Origin of the sequence: Flavobacterium sp. 245 (assembly GCF_004362055.1) — a bacterium.
Lineage (GTDB): Bacteria > Bacteroidota > Bacteroidia > Flavobacteriales > Flavobacteriaceae > Flavobacterium.
Genome location: NZ_SNXB01000012.1, coordinates 97,794 through 113,708, shown reverse-complemented (window position 1 = coordinate 113,708; position 15,915 = coordinate 97,794). Strand labels below are relative to the sequence as shown.

Genomic DNA, 15,915 nt, shown 5'->3' with positions numbered 1-15,915 from the left:
TTAAAATTTAGCGCCATGCAGACAGGGGAAAACGAACAGGCACTGAGAAAAATACTCGATATGACAAGGCTCATCAGCATCCTTTTGCTGCTTGGGCATTTTTACTATTACTGTTATGAAGCTTTTAAGGCATTGAATTTTACTGGGCCGCTGGGAGATAAAATCCTGGGTTCGGTGTACAGTACAGGACTCTTTGGAAATTTTTACATTTCCAAGTGCGCGGCGCTCGGACTGCTTTTGATTTCACTGCTGGGGGCGAAGGGAAAAAAGGATGAAAAACTGCAGTTTGCCACGGCACTTCGCCGGATGGTTTTGGGACTGCTGCTGTACTTTTTAAGCGGGCTGTTGCTGTTGTTGGCTGCTGAGGTTCAGTATGCTGCAGCTGTTTATATGCTGGCAGCTTCGGCAGGCTTTCTGCTGGTGCTTTCAGGCGGGACACTGCTCTCGCGTCTGATCCGCAGCAGGCTCTCTGCCATAGATATTTTCAACAGTGAAAATGAAACCTTTCCCCAGGAAGAACGCCTCTTGGAAAATGAATATTCCATCAACCTGCCGGCGCAGTATTATTTAAAAAACAAGCTTCGAAAAAGTTGGATTAATATCATCAATCCGTTTCGCGGGCTTTTGGTTTTGGGCACCCCGGGTTCGGGTAAATCCTACTTTGTCATCCGCCATGTCATTACCCAGCACATTGCCAAAGGCTTCAGCATGTTTGTGTATGATTTTAAATACGATGACCTTTCCAAAATTGTCTACAATACTTTTGAAAAATACAAGCAGGTGTATGCCGTTGAGCCCAAATGTTATTTTATTAATTTTGATAACATCATGCACCGCTGCAATCCGCTGGATCCACAGAGTATGGAAGACATCACCGATGCTTCGGAGTCTGCCAGAACCATACTGATGGGACTCAACCGCGAATGGATCAAACGCCAGGGAGACTTTTTTGTGGAGTCACCGATCAATTTTTTATCGGCTGTCATCTGGTATCTCAGACGCTACAAGGACGGGGAATTCTGTACCCTGCCGCATGTCATCGAGCTCATGCAGGCCGACTATGACAGTCTCTTTACGCTGCTGCGCACAGACAAGGAGATCGAGGTACTTATCAACCCTTTTATCAATGCCTATCTCAATGATGCGATGGAGCAGCTGGAAGGACAGATAGCTTCAGCCAAGGTAGCCATGGCCAGGCTGTCCTCCCCGCAATTGTATTATGTGCTCTCTGGAAATGATTTTACCCTGGATATCAATAATCCGTTGGAACCCAAGATTATCTGCATGGGAAACAACCCGCAGAAAATACAGATTTACGGTGCGGTATTATCGCTGTATGTGAACCGGCTGGTGAAACTGGTCAATAAAAAAGGAAAGCTCAAATCGAGCCTTATTTTTGATGAGTTCCCTACTATTTATCTCAATAATATGGACAGCCTGATTGCCACGGCCAGAAGCAACAAGGTAAGCACCTGTCTTGGGGTGCAGGACTTCAGCCAGCTGCGCAAAGATTACGGACGCGAGCAGGCCGATGTCATTATGAACATCACGGGAAATATTATCTCGGGACAGGTGACAGGGGATACGGCCAAACAGCTCTCGGAGCGTTTCGGCAAAATCATGCAGGACCGCGAGAGTATTTCCATTAACAGCTCCGATACGTCGATAAGCAGATCAAGACAGCTCGAAGCGGCCGTTCCGCCTTCGAAGATTTCTTCATTGAGCTCTGGGGAGTTTGTGGGCATGACAGCCGATGATCCGCAGTGCAGGATCCGTCTGAAGACCTTCCACTGCGAAATTGTAAACGACCATGAGGCGCTTGGGAAAGAAGACGAAAGCTATAAGGAAATACCTCCGGTGAGAAAACTCGATAATGCTATGATCCAGCAGAACTTCAGCCAGATTAGGCGCGATGTGCAGGATATTATCTATAGCGAGATGCAGCGGCTGCTGCAGGATCCGGCGCTGTCTTATCTGATTGTAAAGAAGTGATGTTTTTGCTGCGGGCGGGAATTTGTTCTTTTTTCTGGGAGCAGTTTATTGATTGAAAAAAAAGCCTGCAGTGTTTTGATACGGCAGGCTTTATTTAGTATGGTTTTAGCCGGTAAGAGGGAGGCTGGTTGGAGTGGTTAGTTTATTTGAATGGGAGCATTAATTAGTTGTCGTTTGATTTTGTATGATTTAATGAGATTTAAAGGATAGAGACTCGAGTCGTGTTCCCGCTACAGAGAATAACCCATCAACTTTTTGATGGGTTTTTTGTTTTTTATTACCTCTGTCAATACCAGTAAACGTTGATACTAAGCCAAAAATAGAGTTTACTCTTCCGGTTAGATATTCCCTGTTTTCAGCCCTAATTGACAATCCTTCTGGAAATACTAAATTCTGGATTCTTATTTTACTGTCAATATCTCCTTCTCTCCAGTATTTATTGATATTTGTAACCTTTTCGACCACTTTATCAATATGTCTGCTGTGGTTAGATATTATTTTTTTATTTGAGGCAATCTGAAGATCAACATCCTTTAATTCCATATCAAACTGAAGTGAGTATCTATTGTATTTTTCATCCCCAAAATTCGGATTGTCAAAATAGCGTTTATCCAGATTTTCAATTTTCGATTCTAAATCTTTTTTCCTTGCAAGCAGACCTTTTATCTCTTCCCTGCCTTCATTTTCCACAATCTCAAAAAGTTTATTCAGCTGAAATTTAAAAGGTTCTATAAATTGAGAACTTAATGTATATTTTGATAACAGTTTTTCAAAAGAATCATTCAATCCTTCTGTTTTTGAATGTGAGGTGGTCAATGCATTAAAACTGGCATTTCTGCATTTCTGACATTTATAGTAATGCGCATTCTTTTTTCTTACCACGTAACTTGTGAGAAGGCATCCGCATTCGCATCTTAAAAAACCTGTCAATGGTCTGAACTCATTGATCTTGCTTTTGGAGTATTCTTTAACTGGCACTTTACTTTCGGAGAGCATCGCGTCAACTTTCAGAAAATCTTCCTCACTTACTAATCCTGTCCAGTTTCCTTTAACTGGCTCTTCAAGCAGTGCATTAACCGATATTCCGCAGTAAAAAGGATTGCGCCACATAGAGCCAAGCGATTGTTTTGTAATATTTAAATTCAGCTTTGCGAGTTTCTCTCTTATTACAAAATCCCTCTCTCCTGCAAGCTTCCATTTCCAAGCTTTTTTTAAAATCTCTCCCTCCAAATTTATCGTAATGGACTGCTTCTCCTGCATTAAAGAATAATCTCCTACTTTCTTTCCTCTCATTGTATAACCTCTGGGGGCTTTGCCAAGCCAGTTTCCTGATCGGAGCAGTGCTTTCATGCCTGGAATTGTTTTTTCAAGCCTGTCCATGTTTTCCCTTCTGGCGTCTAAAAGCTTGCTGTAAATATCAAGTTTACTGTATTCATCATTAGTACACAGTCCTGAAGAAGTTTCAATTAAATGCACGCCTAGTTTATCCACCAGTTCATGAACAATAGTTATAGCGTTGCCTCCCGTTCTGGAAAACCTGCTGATAAATTTTATCGCGATTGCAAAAGGTTTCTGCTTTGCGCTTTTAACCTCTTCTAATAATCTTGTAAACTCTTTTCTGGTAAAATCCCCCGATGCGCTTTCGTAAGTGCCTCCAAGTATGTTTTTGAGTGTATATCCATTTTTAGAAGCAAATTGTATTATTTCTATACGCTGTTCTTCAAGGCTGTTGTTTACCAGCTGTAATTTGGAACTTACTCTAGTATAACCCCAGATTTCTTTTACCTCAGCTCTTTGGGCCAATTTCTCTTTTTGAAATTTTTTAAAACTTTCAATTCCCATAATTTTACATTTTAAAATTATAAACTATCATCGCTAATTGAAATAAGCTTTCAATTATTTCATTTCCATCTGATTCTGAAATTTCTTCAAAACCTCTGCATCTTCTTAATTCTTCAATTGTTAATTTCCCTTCATTCGTTTTGGGCTTTTTTTCTGCATCACAAACAATCCTTTCTCTTTCATCAAACCTAACCCCCTGTTTTTCAATTTGTAAATTTACAAAAGTTTTTCCTCGGGTGATTCTTCTCTTCTCATCCGTTGCTCCGTTTTTCATTATAAAATTCCTCTTCATTAAAAAAAGACCATCACTGGTCTTTTTTGTTCAACAATCACTCTGCGCTATAAATTTAAAACACTTTTTTTAATTTATCCCGTTCAAAATATGGTGGGGATATTTGTAAAGATATGAGTTAATATTCTGGCTTTGATAAGTAAAATATACCTGTGAAAGCCCAAGAATGTTCTTTTAAATTCAAACAAAGATAAAGCTCTCTCGTCTTATTTTCATGGACATAATATGTACATGAAACGTTTTTTGCTATTTAGAATCAACTATAGTTTCACCTTTCTGGCAATGGTATAAATCACTAATTTCGTTTATAAGTTCAAATTCATCAATCGGAAATAACTGAAGTGCAACTCCCAGTATTAGCCCGACATCAATATTCTGGTTTTGAATTGTTGGAGGAACTTCTGCGCTGTCCCTGTCTAAAGCGATTATGCAGAGCTTCATCAGATTCCTTATAATGGAAACAAGTTCATAATAATCGTATATCCTGATCTCTGCGTTATACATTCCTCTTTTATCCTCGGCTGGTTTCAGAGTATTAAGCAGCCTTTCGCTTAACACTCCGATTTTTTCCAATTTTCTAATTTCATCTGTCTCCATAGCCATTATTCTTAAATTAATTTTACCAAATCAGTCCTGCTCATAAATTTTTAAAAGCCCGCCTTCAATTACCAGTTTATGAAGTTCGTTGCTAAGATTTGTGACAATCATTTCCATCTGAGAAACCTTTTCTGCGTCAAGCCTTGTTAATCCATGAGAAACAGTTCTATTTGCATCCAGATAAGGAAATATTTCTGTCCAGAACGTCTCAAGTAAATAATTGTACTTTTTAATATCATTATCCGCGTAAATGCATAAATTCCACAATGTCTTGCTTGACAAGTAATTGGGCATATAATAGGTTTTTACGAAAATATAGGTTCTGCAGAACGAAAGAAAAAACTGTGCGAATAAACAACCCAGCCCACAGTAGTTTTCCTCATTGTTGTGGGCTGTTGCAGAAAACTGCTCCGCACATTTTTCTACCGATTTATAAAAAAGGTGAAGGTCCCCGTAATAAGGTTTGTGCGGTTCTTCCCAGTGAAATTCTGGATGATACTCATTTGATGAATAAATCAGATAATTTTCTTTTATGATTTTCTCAAAAAAACTCTGATATTCATAGAGATTATTCTGTATCCAGTAACGGCTGTGGCTGATTAGAACAAAATTACATTTCCCACCTGTCTTGTTTTTTAAACAATCGGTAATTAGTTTTAATTTTTCATTACCTGCATTTTCGGCAATAAGCAATAGATAATAAATTATTTTATCATTGCTGGTTGTCTCATGAAACAGATAAATCTGTTCTGGTTCTGCCCTTTGCAAAAATACTTGAACAGCTGTATCAAGCACTGAAATTGTAGGCTTATTATCGGTCTGGCACAAAACTTCTTTTTTATCTGTATATTCTTTTTTTATTAGTTTCTTCAGTTCACTCAATCTGTCTCCAATAAGATTGCAGAGATTTTCTTCAGCTTCACCGACCGCCTTAAACATTTCATTACGATACAATGCCTCATCATCGCTGGAAGCTTCCTTCGCCTGCTCAAACAGATCAGTAAGAAAATATCTGCCTTTGGAGCTTTTCACAAAGTATCTTTGAATAACAGGAATATATGCCGAGAGACTGGCTATTCTCTCATTTATAGTCACAGAGCCAGATTTACTTCCTAAGTACAGTTCTTCCAAGTATTGGAGATCATATTCAACGAGCCTTGAATAAGAAGTAAAAACAGCGTTTGAAGCACTTTCTGAAATGAGATTTTTGACCTGCCATTTATGAAGCTCATGATCGTGATAAAAATTATTTTCGTAATCATTAAATCTTTTCTTGTATTTTTTCCATTCCCATTGTGTGAAAATTGAGTTTTCAAATTCTTTATTCTCGTAGATTACAGCAGACTGGCGACAATAAAATCCAATAAAAGGATCGCCTAAAGAGTAATAATGATGAAGCTTTGAAGAAAAGATAAAATATACGGTGATTTGAAAGTTTTCTTTAACTTTTCTAACCCATTTACTCTGCTGGAGTTTCTGCACATCCATACAGCTGTCCAGATTCACAATAAGGCTTGAGAAAGCAGACGAACTTTGTCTGGTAAAAAACAGCTGGATAATATTATACTTATTTACCAGCTCTCTGAGAATATTCTCCAAATACTCATTTTCGAGTTCTGGAAATGTAATTTTTTCTAGCGTTTTCATAGTGTGTTTTTTGAAGTTTTTATAAAGGTTGTTTTATTCGACAGGGGATAAAATATCCCCAGACAGCCTCTCTTTTTTAATCTTTTCAATGCCTCTTTCCATGATAAGCTGTCCCGCATCCAGCATTTTGATTAAATGGACATAAGGAGTTATAATATCATAATCCGATTCTCCTTCGTGCGAAGACAATGAAAGGTGCACGATTTCACAAAGAAAGAATTCAAACTGCTCTAATGATGTTTCTTCAAATGCCTTTTGAAACACCTTAAAAGGATTTTTATACTCTTCTTTACTTAGTGAAGCCAAATGAACTATTGAACTGTAGTCACCCGAACCCTTCACCTGCCATTTCCTGCTTCTTCTTTTCAGACAGTTGCAAACTTTGAGAAACGAGCTTAAAGCAGTATAAATCACAAAAACATGGCAAGGATTATCCTGCTTATAAATCTTCCTCCTGTAGCTGTATATAGCGACCTCGCTTAAAATCTGTTTATACTCATCAAGATGTGAGAAATCAAAAAAAACATGCAGAGCATCATATGGAGTTCCTGCCTCATAAGCTGACCAAAAATTAGTTCCAAAGGATATTTTATTCTTTTTCATAGCGGAAATATTTAGAATTCAAAGCGAAGTTCCTGCCTTTCAACAGGATAAACTATTCCATAAATGGATATAATACCTGACAAAATGGATATTTTACGGGATATTTTTTTATCTTTGAAATTCAGATTTTTTAATCCCCATGGCTTTATCTTTGAGCCTTAAGAAAATTGATAATCATTATGGAACAGAAAATACATCAGGGAAGAAACGTAAAACGTTTTAGAGAAATGCTTAATATAAAACAGGAGGCATTAGCTTATGATCTGGGAGAAGACTGGAATCAGAAGAAAATTTCTATACTGGAGCAGAAAGATGTAATTGAAGATAATCTGCTTAGACAAATCTCAGCAGTTCTAAAAATTCCAGTTGAAGCTTTTCAAAATTTTGATGAAGAGCAGGCTATTAATATTATATCGAATACATTTGATAATGGAGCTTTCTTAAACACGGGTAGCAGTGCCACATTTAATGTTAATCCAATTGACAAATTGATTCAGCTTCATGAAGAAAAAATTGCATTATACGAACGTATGCTGAAAGAGAAAGATGAAATGATGCAAAGACTCGAAAAATTAATCAATAAATAATTCTTTGGGAATATTGTTTAAAAGCAAATATTAATTCAAAAAAGAGACTCTCTAGAGAGTCTCTTTTTTGTTTAAAATATATACGATTCAAATATTTTACATTATTCAAAAATAGTATTAACTTTAATTCAACTTATACTCGCAATCAATTTTGCTATTTTAAATAAAATCTTTTTAATGGAAAAATTTATTTTCTCGGTTTCTTCACTGCTTTTTGTGTGCTTTGCCTTGGGGCAAAATACTATGCCAAAAGATTCGGCAGTAATCGATACCGTTAAAAACATTCAATTTAATTACAAACAGCTTATAATTCCAGGGATTTTGATAGGATATGGTTTCTGGGGTGCTGAAAGCGGCCAGATAAAAAGTTTCAATTTTCAGATACGTGACGAATTTACAGAAGACATTGATAAAAAGGTTACAATAGATGACTTTTCAAGATATGTTCCTGCTGTTTCTGTTTATGCGCTTAATGCGCTGGGGGTCAAAGGGAAAAACAATATGCGGGACCGATCTGTAATTCTGGCGACTTCAACTATTATAACCGTAGGGTCTGTTTTCGCCTTAAAGTCAGTTACTAATGTAGAACGCCCGGATGGATCTTCCAATAATTCATTTCCTTCAGGTCATACCGCTATCGCTTTTGCGGGCGCTGAATTTTTATATCAGGAATATAAGGATCAATCCATATGGTATGGCGTTGCGGGTTATGCAGTGGCTGCAGGTACTGGAATATTTCGAATGTACAACAACAGGCACTGGCTTACAGATGTAGCAGCAGGCGCCGGAATTGGAATTCTGAGTACTAAAATTGCCTACTGGATGAATCCCTATATTTCAAGAAAATTATTTCATGGTGAACAAAATAAATCGACATCTTTTATAGCCCCGTCATACGATGGTAAGAATTTTACAATCTGCTATTTTAAAACATTTTAGCATGATTGAATTTTAATTAATAACCCTTTTATTCAGTTTTTCTTCAGAATTCATTTGTAAATTGCAGCATGAAAATTTTGATTATTGAAGATGAGCGCGAAATTGCGCAAAGCATCAAAGACTACTTTAGAACGAACGGTATCCAATGCGAAACAGCCGAAAACTATGATCTGGCACTGACTAAAATTGATAGCTATGATTATGACTGTATCCTGCTGGATCTTATGCTGCCTGATGGTGACGGTTTTGATATCTTAAAAGAGCTAAAAGCTAAAAATAAAACCGAAGGGGTAATTATTATATCAGCTAAAGAAAACCTGGAAACGCGTTTGGAAGGATTTAACCTCGGTGCTGATGATTATCTGACCAAGCCTTTTCATCTTGCTGAACTTTTAGTTCGCATGCAGGCACTAATACGCCGTAAGAATTTTAAAGGAAGCAATAGTGTTATTTTTAATGAAATTGTGGTCGAAGTTTTCTCCAAAACAGTTTCGGTAAATGATATAAAACTAGATCTTACCAAAAAAGAATTAGATTTACTGCTCTTTTTAATAGGGAACGAGAATAAAGTATTATCAAAATCGGCTATTGCAGAACATCTTTCCGGTGATATGGCCGATATGCTGGACAATCACGATTTTATATATGCCCATATTAAAAATCTTAAAAAGAAACTAACTCAGGCCGGCAGCGGCGATTATATAAAAACGGTGTACGGACTGGGATACAAATGGGAAAATGAGCAATAAAAAACTACTTCTTAAAACAACCAACAGTTTTCTTATTTATGCTGTTGTTATACTTTTAATAGCAGCGCCGGTATTTTATTATACCTGCCAGTGGCTCTACATTTATGAAACTGATGAAGTACTTCTTTTTCATAAAGGGGCTTTTGTAAAGGAAAGCCATAGCAATTATAAAGCAAGTGACATTGCGGCATGGAACAAATACAATCATAATGTTACCATTGTGCCCGATATGGGCGTGACCAAAGATTCCATTGTTGGTGAGATGATTTTTGAAGCTATGGCCAATGAAAAAGAGCCATTTCGCATACTTTATGCCCCGGTAGAAATAAACGGAAAAAAATATACTTACATAGAAAAGCGCAATCTGGTAGAAATGGAAGGAATGGTGATCAGTGTTGCTTTCATGTTTCTTTTTATCATCATTATCCTGCTGACAGGGATTATCTGGATATCCAAAAAATCGGCAGCACAAATCTGGAAGCCTTTTTATAATACACTAAGCCAGATTGAGGAGTTTGAAATTGATAAAAACAATGCGCCTGAATTTATTGCAACAGATATCGATGAATTTGACAGGCTTAATAAAAGTCTGGACCGCTTAATTGAAAAAAATACTGTTATTTATAAAAGCCAAAGAGAATTTGTAGAAAATGCAGCCCATGAGCTCCAGACCCCGTTGGCTTTATTCCAGACTAAAATAGACACGCTCCAGCAGTTGGACTTAACCCGCGAACAATCCGAATTAGTTGGATCTCTTAACAAGGATGTTTCAAGACTCAGCAGACTCAATAAAAACCTTTTATTACTTTCTAAAATTGATAACGAAAGTTATCTGGATCGCGATACTATTGTTCTGAGCGAATATATTGATAAACATCTCGGCTTTTTTAAGGAACAGGCACAATCCAAGAATATAAAAATCAATACACATTTTATAAATATCATTACAACAAAAGGAAATACTGCCCTGACAGAAGTGCTGCTTAATAATTTATTTCTGAATGCCATTCGTCACAATATAAAAAATGGCGTCATTGATATTATTACAGAAAACAATTCCCTCAAATTTATCAATACGGGTCAGCAAACACCACTCGGAGCACAGAGCATCTTTAACCGTTTTTCCAAAGTAAACCCTTCATCACAGGGAAATGGGCTGGGACTGGCTATTATCAAAAAAATCTGTGAAATCAACCATTGGGATATTAAGTATACTTTTACCGATAATCTGCATATTTTTGAGGTGATTTTCTAAAAATTCAAACTTCCTACAGAATCACTCTTGAGCTTTGTACTATTCTTTTTTAAATAGTACAAATGAAATCAAAAACACTACTGCTCTTCTCTTTTCTGCTAATAGCCGTAATGCAATTATCTGCCCAGAAAAAAACAGTTATCCTTTCGGGAATTATTACCGATAGTAAATCCAAAGTTGCGATACCGTATGCCAATGTTGTTTTAAAATCATCCAAAGATCCTGAAATTTTCTTCGGAACCGTTAGCGGCGAAGACGGGCGCTTTACTATAACAGGAGTAAATTCAGGAAATTTTACGCTGGAGGTAACTTCAATTGGTTTTAAAACGAAATTACAATCCTTATTTGTTGGCAGCCTTTCCGATTATCTGGATCTTGGAGCTGTCGAACTTGAAGAAGACATCAATACTTTATCTGAAGTAACTGTAAGCTCAGGCACGCAAAAAAATCCTGTAACAATGGATAAAAAAATGTTTGCAGTTGCCGATAATATTACCCAAAGCGGAGGTTCAGTTCTGCAGTCCATGCAGAGTTTGCCCGGTGTTACGGTTCAGAATGGAAAAGTACAGTTAAGAGGAAATGATAAAGTAACCATTTTAATTGACGGCAAGCAAACTGCGCTGACAGGATTTGGAAACCAGTCGGGACTGGATAATATCCCTGCTTCTGCTATCGAAAAAATTGAAATCATCAATAATCCTTCTTCTAAATATGATGCAAACGGAAATGCCGGAATCATCAATATCGTCTATAAAAAAAATAAGCAGGATGGCCTGAATGGAAAAATAGGAATCAGTTCGGGTTATGGCGCATTGTGGGAGCGTCAGGCGAATCTTCCCACTATCAGGGATCAATATCACATGACGCCAAAAATCAATCCGAGCCTGTCTTTAAATTACAGAAAAAACAAAGTAAACACGTATTTACAAGCCGATTATTTGTATACCGAAACTCTGAATAAAAATGAGTTTGTAACCAGGACCTATGATGACGGCACTATAATTAATCAGCAAACCAAGCGAAATCGCGATACGCATTTCACCACTATTAAAACCGGACTCGACTGGAATTATAGTGACAAAAACACTTTTTCATTTTCCGGATTATTTGGAAGCGAAAAAATCATAGATCATGGTGATGAGCCTTTTTTTAATGCGGATTATTCTGAGCGTTTGCGCTTATGGCAATTTTTAGAAGATGAACTAAAAACAACCGTGATGGCGAGCGCTTCTTATCAGCATAAATTCACACAAGCAGGACGCAGATTAAATGCCGGTATAAATTACACCTATCATCAGGAAGATGAAAAGTATTTCTTTGACAATATTCTGCCAGCTTCTACCGGGAAAGATGCTTTTAAGTTACTGTCAGATGAAAAAGTAATCGATCTGAATTTAGATTATATCCAGCCTTTAAAATACGGTCGTTTTGAAACGGGCCTAAAATTTAGAAACCGCCAAATTCCTACCAATATGCAGTTTTTTCCCGGCGAAAACTCCCCTATCGATGCCAATGCCGGAGGATGGGCCACCTATAAAGAAATCATACCTGCTGTTTATGGGAGCTATATTTATGAAACAGAAAGAATTGAAGCAGAGCTCGGACTGCGTTATGAATATGTGCAGCTAAAGTATGAGGTCAATCCTGACCACCCTGTCTATAAAAGTGACGGTTACAATTATACAGAACCTTTTCCGAGTGTTAAGCTTGCCTACAAGATAGATGATCAAAATAAACTTACCGCTTTTTACAACCGCCGCGTTGACAGGCCTAATGAAGTCGATATTCGTATTTTTCCTAAATACGATGATGCTGAAATTATTAAAGTAGGAAATCCTGCCCTTCGTCCCCAGTACACAAGTGCCTTTGAAGTGGGGTATAAAACCGATTTTAAGAAAGGCTATTTTTTAGGTTCACTTTATTACAGGGTGGTAAACGGTACCATTACCCGAATTGCAACAACGGTTCCCGGCAGCCCAATCATTTATAATGTATTCCAAAATGCCATGGAAAGTTCTTCTTTTGGCATTGAGCTTGTCTTTGCCAAAGAGCTCACCTCGTGGTATTCTTTTAATCTGAATGGTAATTTATATAAAAATACGATTGACGCTTTTACGGTAACCAATTTATATCCCGTTCCGTCAACCTATAACGCAAGTCTGCAGGAAGCAACTTCGGGAAATGTAAAATGGAACAATACTTTTCAATTTAATAAAACTCTTACCGGACAGGTTTCAATGGTTTACCTGGCACCCGATATTATTCCACAAGGAAAAATTGATTCACGCTTTTCTACAGATCTCGGTGTAAAAAAGATGGTGCAGAAAGGAAAAGGCGAAGTATTTTTAAATGCCACCGACATCTTCAATACGCTGATCATCAAAAAAGAAATTCAGGGTGAGGGTTTTCGCTACACCAGCAGGGATTATTATGAGACACAGGTAGTTCGCTTTGGCTACAGTTATAAATTCTGATTTCCCAATAAAAACCAAAATTCAAAATAAATTCAGAATTGGGTTATAAAATTTGCCTTTTAATAGTATAAAAACATGAATAAATTATCCATAAAATACGGCAGGTATTCACTGCTGTTTCATTTCATTATCTGGTTTTTAATGCTTTCACAGTTGCTGAGAATTTCCTTTTTCATATGGCAATATGATGAAGTTTCGTGGGATTTAATTACTCTTTTAAGAACATTCCTGACAGGTTTGTTTTTTGATTTTGGTACTGTTACTTTCATTTCACTCTGCAGCATATTGTATTATAGCCTAATGCCCAATAAATGGATTGGCTCTATTTTAGATAAAGTCCTTGTTTATTTTTTCACATCACTCACGGTCTTTATTTTTGTCTTTACTTTTTTTGCCGAATTGACATTTTGGGATGAATTTAAAACCCGATTTAATTTTATAGCCGTTGATTATCTTATCTATACACATGAAGTTGTAGCCAATATCAAACAGTCGTATCCGCTTCCTTTGCTAATTGGCGGCGTTTTATTGTTAAGTGCAGCATTTCTGTTTCTTTTTTATCAAAGAGGAGCCTTTACTACGACTTTTACTTCAAAAGCAACTTTAAAAACCAGACTTTCGGTTTTGTCTTCAGCTATAATTGTCGCTCTGTTTTTTAGCCTCTTTATTACCAATAATCAGGCGGAATGGTCTTCCAACCGCTATAATTCTGAAATTTCAAAATCAGGAATTTATTCCTTTTTTGCTGCTTTTAGGAATAACCAGATGAAATATGTGGACTTCTATACTTCAATTGATAACGACAAAGCTTTTGGTGTTATAAGAAAAAAACTGGCAGCTGATAATGCTGTTTATTTTAAAAGTGGTTCTTCCATTCACAGAAAAATAACAGACAGTGCCGCTTCCCTTAAAAACAAAAATGTTGTTTTTATCTTGGTCGAAAGCCTTAGCGGAAGCTTTCTTAAGGAATTTGGAAATAAAGAAAATATAACTCCCTTTCTGGACAGTCTCGCCCAAAAAAGTATCTTTTTTGAGGATTTATATGCAACGGGAACAAGAACAGTCCGGGGTATGGAAGCCGTTACTTTATGCATACCTCCCACTCCGGGCCAGAGCATCGTTAAAAGACCTAATAATCAGAATCTTTATACGGTTTCTAATGTGTTTAAAACCCGAGAATACGATTGTAACTTTTTCTATGGAGGAGACGGCTACTTTGATAATATGAATGCCTATTTTGGCGGAAACGGTTTTACAATATATGATCGTGGACGTGGAAGTGTTTTAAGCGATGAAATTAAAACGATCCGAAATAATATCAATGATAGCGAAGTAACGTTTGAAAATGCATGGGGAATTTGTGACGAGGACATTTTCAATAAAATGCTAAAAGTGGCCGATTCGCAATCCAAAGCCGGAAAGCCATTTTTCAATTTTGTTATGACAACATCCAATCACAGGCCTTTTACTTATCCGTCGGGAAAAATTAATATTCCATCGGGAACAAGCCGCGAAGGAGCGGTAAAATATACCGATTTTGCCTTGAAAGAATTATTCAAAAAAGCCAAAACAAAATCCTGGTTCAAGAATACTGTCTTTGTAATCATTGCTGACCATTGCGCCAGCAGCGCCGGAAAGGACGAAATAGATGTTGCCAATTACCATATTCCAGCCTTCATTGTGAATTTACCTGAAAATCAGAATCAAAAAATAGCACAGCAATGTTCACAAATAGATCTATGGCCTACCCTTTTTTCTTTGTTTCACTGGAATTATGAATCTGATTTTTTTGGAAAAAATGTTTTGGATAACCGTTTTGAACAACGTGCTCTTATGGGAACTTATCGCAAACTGGTTTTGATGAAAAAAGATAAAGTAATGATTTTATCAGACCAGAAAAAGCAGGCCTTTTACTCATGGAACAAAAAAGATAATAGTCTTAAAGCTCTTACTATCGACGAGTCATTTTTAGAAGAAACAATTTCGTGGTACCAGACTGCCGATTTTCTTTTTACCAATAAACTTTTAAAATAATGATTTACATTCATTTTATAATCAATCCTATATCCGGGAGTGGAAAACACAACCTATCTGCTTCCTATCTTTTGAATCAATTTTCTATAGAAGAATATAAAATTCAAGTTGATTATACCAACCAAAAAAAGCATGCTATAGCACTCACAAAAGCTGCCATTTTACAAAATCCCGATTATATAATTGCTTGCGGTGGAGACGGAACCATCAATGAAGTAGCTTCATGCCTTGTGGGAACTTCAATTAAGTTAGGAATTGTTCCCGTAGGTTCAGGTAACGGACTCGCCTCTAACCTAAATATTCCGAGAAATTTTGACAAAGCGATTGCTATTATAAAAAAAGGAGATTCAACAGTTATGGATGTTGGGCAACTCAATCACAAATACTTTTTCAGCAATATGGGTATCGGTATTGATGCCATGATTATAAAAAAATATGAGAGAGCAGGAAAAAGAACACTTCCCGCTTATATCAAGGCTGCATTATCTTCCAGCTTAGAATTTAAATCACAAAAAACTATTGTGCATTTTAACGATCAGATTATGGAAACAGATCCTTTGATGTTATTCATATCTAACTCAAACGAAATGGGTTATAATATGAGCCTAACCCCAAAAGCAAGTCTTCACGACGGATTACTCGATATGATTATTATACCGAAATTGTCTTTTTTTGAAAAAATTATGCTGGGTTATCATGTGCTTCGAAATTCAATTGAAAAATTTGAAAAGGCAAAACACTCTTTCGTAAAAGATATTCAAATCGAAATGCCTTCCAAAATCTTCATTGATGCCCAAATTGACGGAGAACGGTATAATTTAAAAACAAATAAAATAAAAGTAAGCATACTTCCGAAGGCTTTGCAGGTTCTTGTTCATTTATAAAGAACATAAATTCCATAGAG

General features: G+C 36.8%; 13 protein-coding genes. 8 read left to right on the top strand and 5 right to left on the bottom strand.

The window, feature by feature from the left end; all coding sequences use genetic code 11:
• Window positions 1–15 precede the first annotated feature (15 nt).
• On the top strand, window positions 16–1,992 hold the full coding sequence (gene mobC, locus EV145_RS19530) for a conjugal transfer protein MobC (protein ID WP_133526869.1): 1,977 nt from the start codon (window positions 16–18) through the stop codon (window positions 1,990–1,992).
• A 189-nt stretch (window positions 1,993–2,181) separates the two neighbouring features.
• Here mobC and EV145_RS19525 read toward each other — a convergent pair whose 3' ends face one another.
• From EV145_RS19525 to EV145_RS19505, 5 genes are all read right to left on the bottom strand, one after another.
• Window positions 2,182–3,834: a recombinase family protein gene (locus tag EV145_RS19525; protein ID WP_133526868.1), complete on the bottom strand. Its 1,653-nt coding sequence runs from the start codon at window positions 3,832–3,834 to the stop codon at window positions 2,182–2,184.
• Between the two features lie 4 nt (window positions 3,835–3,838).
• Window positions 3,839–4,108: a hypothetical protein gene (locus EV145_RS19520; RefSeq protein WP_133526867.1), complete on the bottom strand. Its 270-nt coding sequence runs from the start codon at window positions 4,106–4,108 to the stop codon at window positions 3,839–3,841.
• Between the two features lie 264 nt (window positions 4,109–4,372).
• Window positions 4,373–4,723, bottom strand: a complete 351-nt coding sequence (locus tag EV145_RS19515; RefSeq protein WP_133526866.1) for a hypothetical protein — start codon at window positions 4,721–4,723, stop codon at window positions 4,373–4,375.
• 30 nt (window positions 4,724–4,753) lie between these two features.
• Window positions 4,754–6,370, bottom strand: a complete 1,617-nt coding sequence (locus EV145_RS19510) for a hypothetical protein (RefSeq protein WP_133526865.1) — start codon at window positions 6,368–6,370, stop codon at window positions 4,754–4,756.
• Window positions 6,371–6,403: 33 nt separating this feature from the next.
• Window positions 6,404–6,973 carry a hypothetical protein gene (locus EV145_RS19505; RefSeq protein ID WP_133526864.1) on the bottom strand — a complete coding sequence of 190 codons (570 nt, stop codon included), beginning with the start codon at window positions 6,971–6,973 and terminating at the stop codon, window positions 6,404–6,406.
• A 179-nt stretch (window positions 6,974–7,152) separates the two neighbouring features.
• Here EV145_RS19505 and EV145_RS19500 point away from each other — a divergent pair, with 179 nt between their 5' ends.
• From EV145_RS19500 to EV145_RS19470, 7 genes are all read left to right on the top strand, one after another.
• A complete protein-coding gene (locus EV145_RS19500; protein WP_133526863.1) occupies window positions 7,153–7,560 on the top strand; it encodes a helix-turn-helix domain-containing protein in 408 nt (135 codons plus the stop codon).
• Between the two features lie 177 nt (window positions 7,561–7,737).
• Window positions 7,738–8,499: a phosphatase PAP2 family protein gene (locus EV145_RS19495; protein ID WP_133526862.1), complete on the top strand. Its 762-nt coding sequence runs from the start codon at window positions 7,738–7,740 to the stop codon at window positions 8,497–8,499.
• Window positions 8,500–8,567: 68 nt separating this feature from the next.
• A complete protein-coding gene (locus EV145_RS19490) occupies window positions 8,568–9,248 on the top strand; it encodes a response regulator transcription factor (protein WP_133526861.1) in 681 nt (226 codons plus the stop codon).
• Window positions 9,238–10,503 (top strand): sensor histidine kinase, encoded by a 1,266-nt coding sequence (locus tag EV145_RS19485; protein WP_133526860.1) that lies wholly within the window; start codon window positions 9,238–9,240, stop codon window positions 10,501–10,503. The genes EV145_RS19490 and EV145_RS19485 overlap by 11 nt, the downstream gene beginning before the upstream one ends.
• A 62-nt stretch (window positions 10,504–10,565) precedes the next feature.
• Window positions 10,566–12,977, top strand: coding sequence for a TonB-dependent receptor domain-containing protein (locus EV145_RS19480; RefSeq protein WP_133526859.1), 2,412 nt, complete (start codon window positions 10,566–10,568; stop codon window positions 12,975–12,977).
• Window positions 12,978–13,052: 75 nt separating this feature from the next.
• Window positions 13,053–15,011 carry an LTA synthase family protein gene (locus EV145_RS19475; protein ID WP_133526858.1) on the top strand — a complete coding sequence of 653 codons (1,959 nt, stop codon included), beginning with the start codon at window positions 13,053–13,055 and terminating at the stop codon, window positions 15,009–15,011.
• Window positions 15,011–15,895, top strand: a complete 885-nt coding sequence (locus EV145_RS19470; protein ID WP_133526857.1) for a diacylglycerol/lipid kinase family protein — start codon at window positions 15,011–15,013, stop codon at window positions 15,893–15,895. The genes EV145_RS19475 and EV145_RS19470 overlap by 1 nt, the downstream gene beginning before the upstream one ends.
• Window positions 15,896–15,915 lie beyond the last annotated feature (20 nt).

Coding starts and splice junctions, on each gene's coding strand:
- mobC (WP_133526869.1), top strand. CDS start 16: ATGCAGACAGGGGAAAACGAACAGGCACTGAGAAAAATACTCGATATG.
- EV145_RS19525 (WP_133526868.1), bottom strand. CDS start 3,834: ATGGGAATTGAAAGTTTTAAAAAATTTCAAAAAGAGAAATTGGCCCAA.
- EV145_RS19520 (WP_133526867.1), bottom strand. CDS start 4,108: ATGAAAAACGGAGCAACGGATGAGAAGAGAAGAATCACCCGAGGAAAA.
- EV145_RS19515 (WP_133526866.1), bottom strand. CDS start 4,723: ATGGAGACAGATGAAATTAGAAAATTGGAAAAAATCGGAGTGTTAAGC.
- EV145_RS19510 (WP_133526865.1), bottom strand. CDS start 6,370: ATGAAAACGCTAGAAAAAATTACATTTCCAGAACTCGAAAATGAGTAT.
- EV145_RS19505 (WP_133526864.1), bottom strand. CDS start 6,973: ATGAAAAAGAATAAAATATCCTTTGGAACTAATTTTTGGTCAGCTTAT.
- EV145_RS19500 (WP_133526863.1), top strand. CDS start 7,153: ATGGAACAGAAAATACATCAGGGAAGAAACGTAAAACGTTTTAGAGAA.
- EV145_RS19495 (WP_133526862.1), top strand. CDS start 7,738: ATGGAAAAATTTATTTTCTCGGTTTCTTCACTGCTTTTTGTGTGCTTT.
- EV145_RS19490 (WP_133526861.1), top strand. CDS start 8,568: ATGAAAATTTTGATTATTGAAGATGAGCGCGAAATTGCGCAAAGCATC.
- EV145_RS19485 (WP_133526860.1), top strand. CDS start 9,238: ATGAGCAATAAAAAACTACTTCTTAAAACAACCAACAGTTTTCTTATT.
- EV145_RS19480 (WP_133526859.1), top strand. CDS start 10,566: ATGAAATCAAAAACACTACTGCTCTTCTCTTTTCTGCTAATAGCCGTA.
- EV145_RS19475 (WP_133526858.1), top strand. CDS start 13,053: ATGAATAAATTATCCATAAAATACGGCAGGTATTCACTGCTGTTTCAT.
- EV145_RS19470 (WP_133526857.1), top strand. CDS start 15,011: ATGATTTACATTCATTTTATAATCAATCCTATATCCGGGAGTGGAAAA.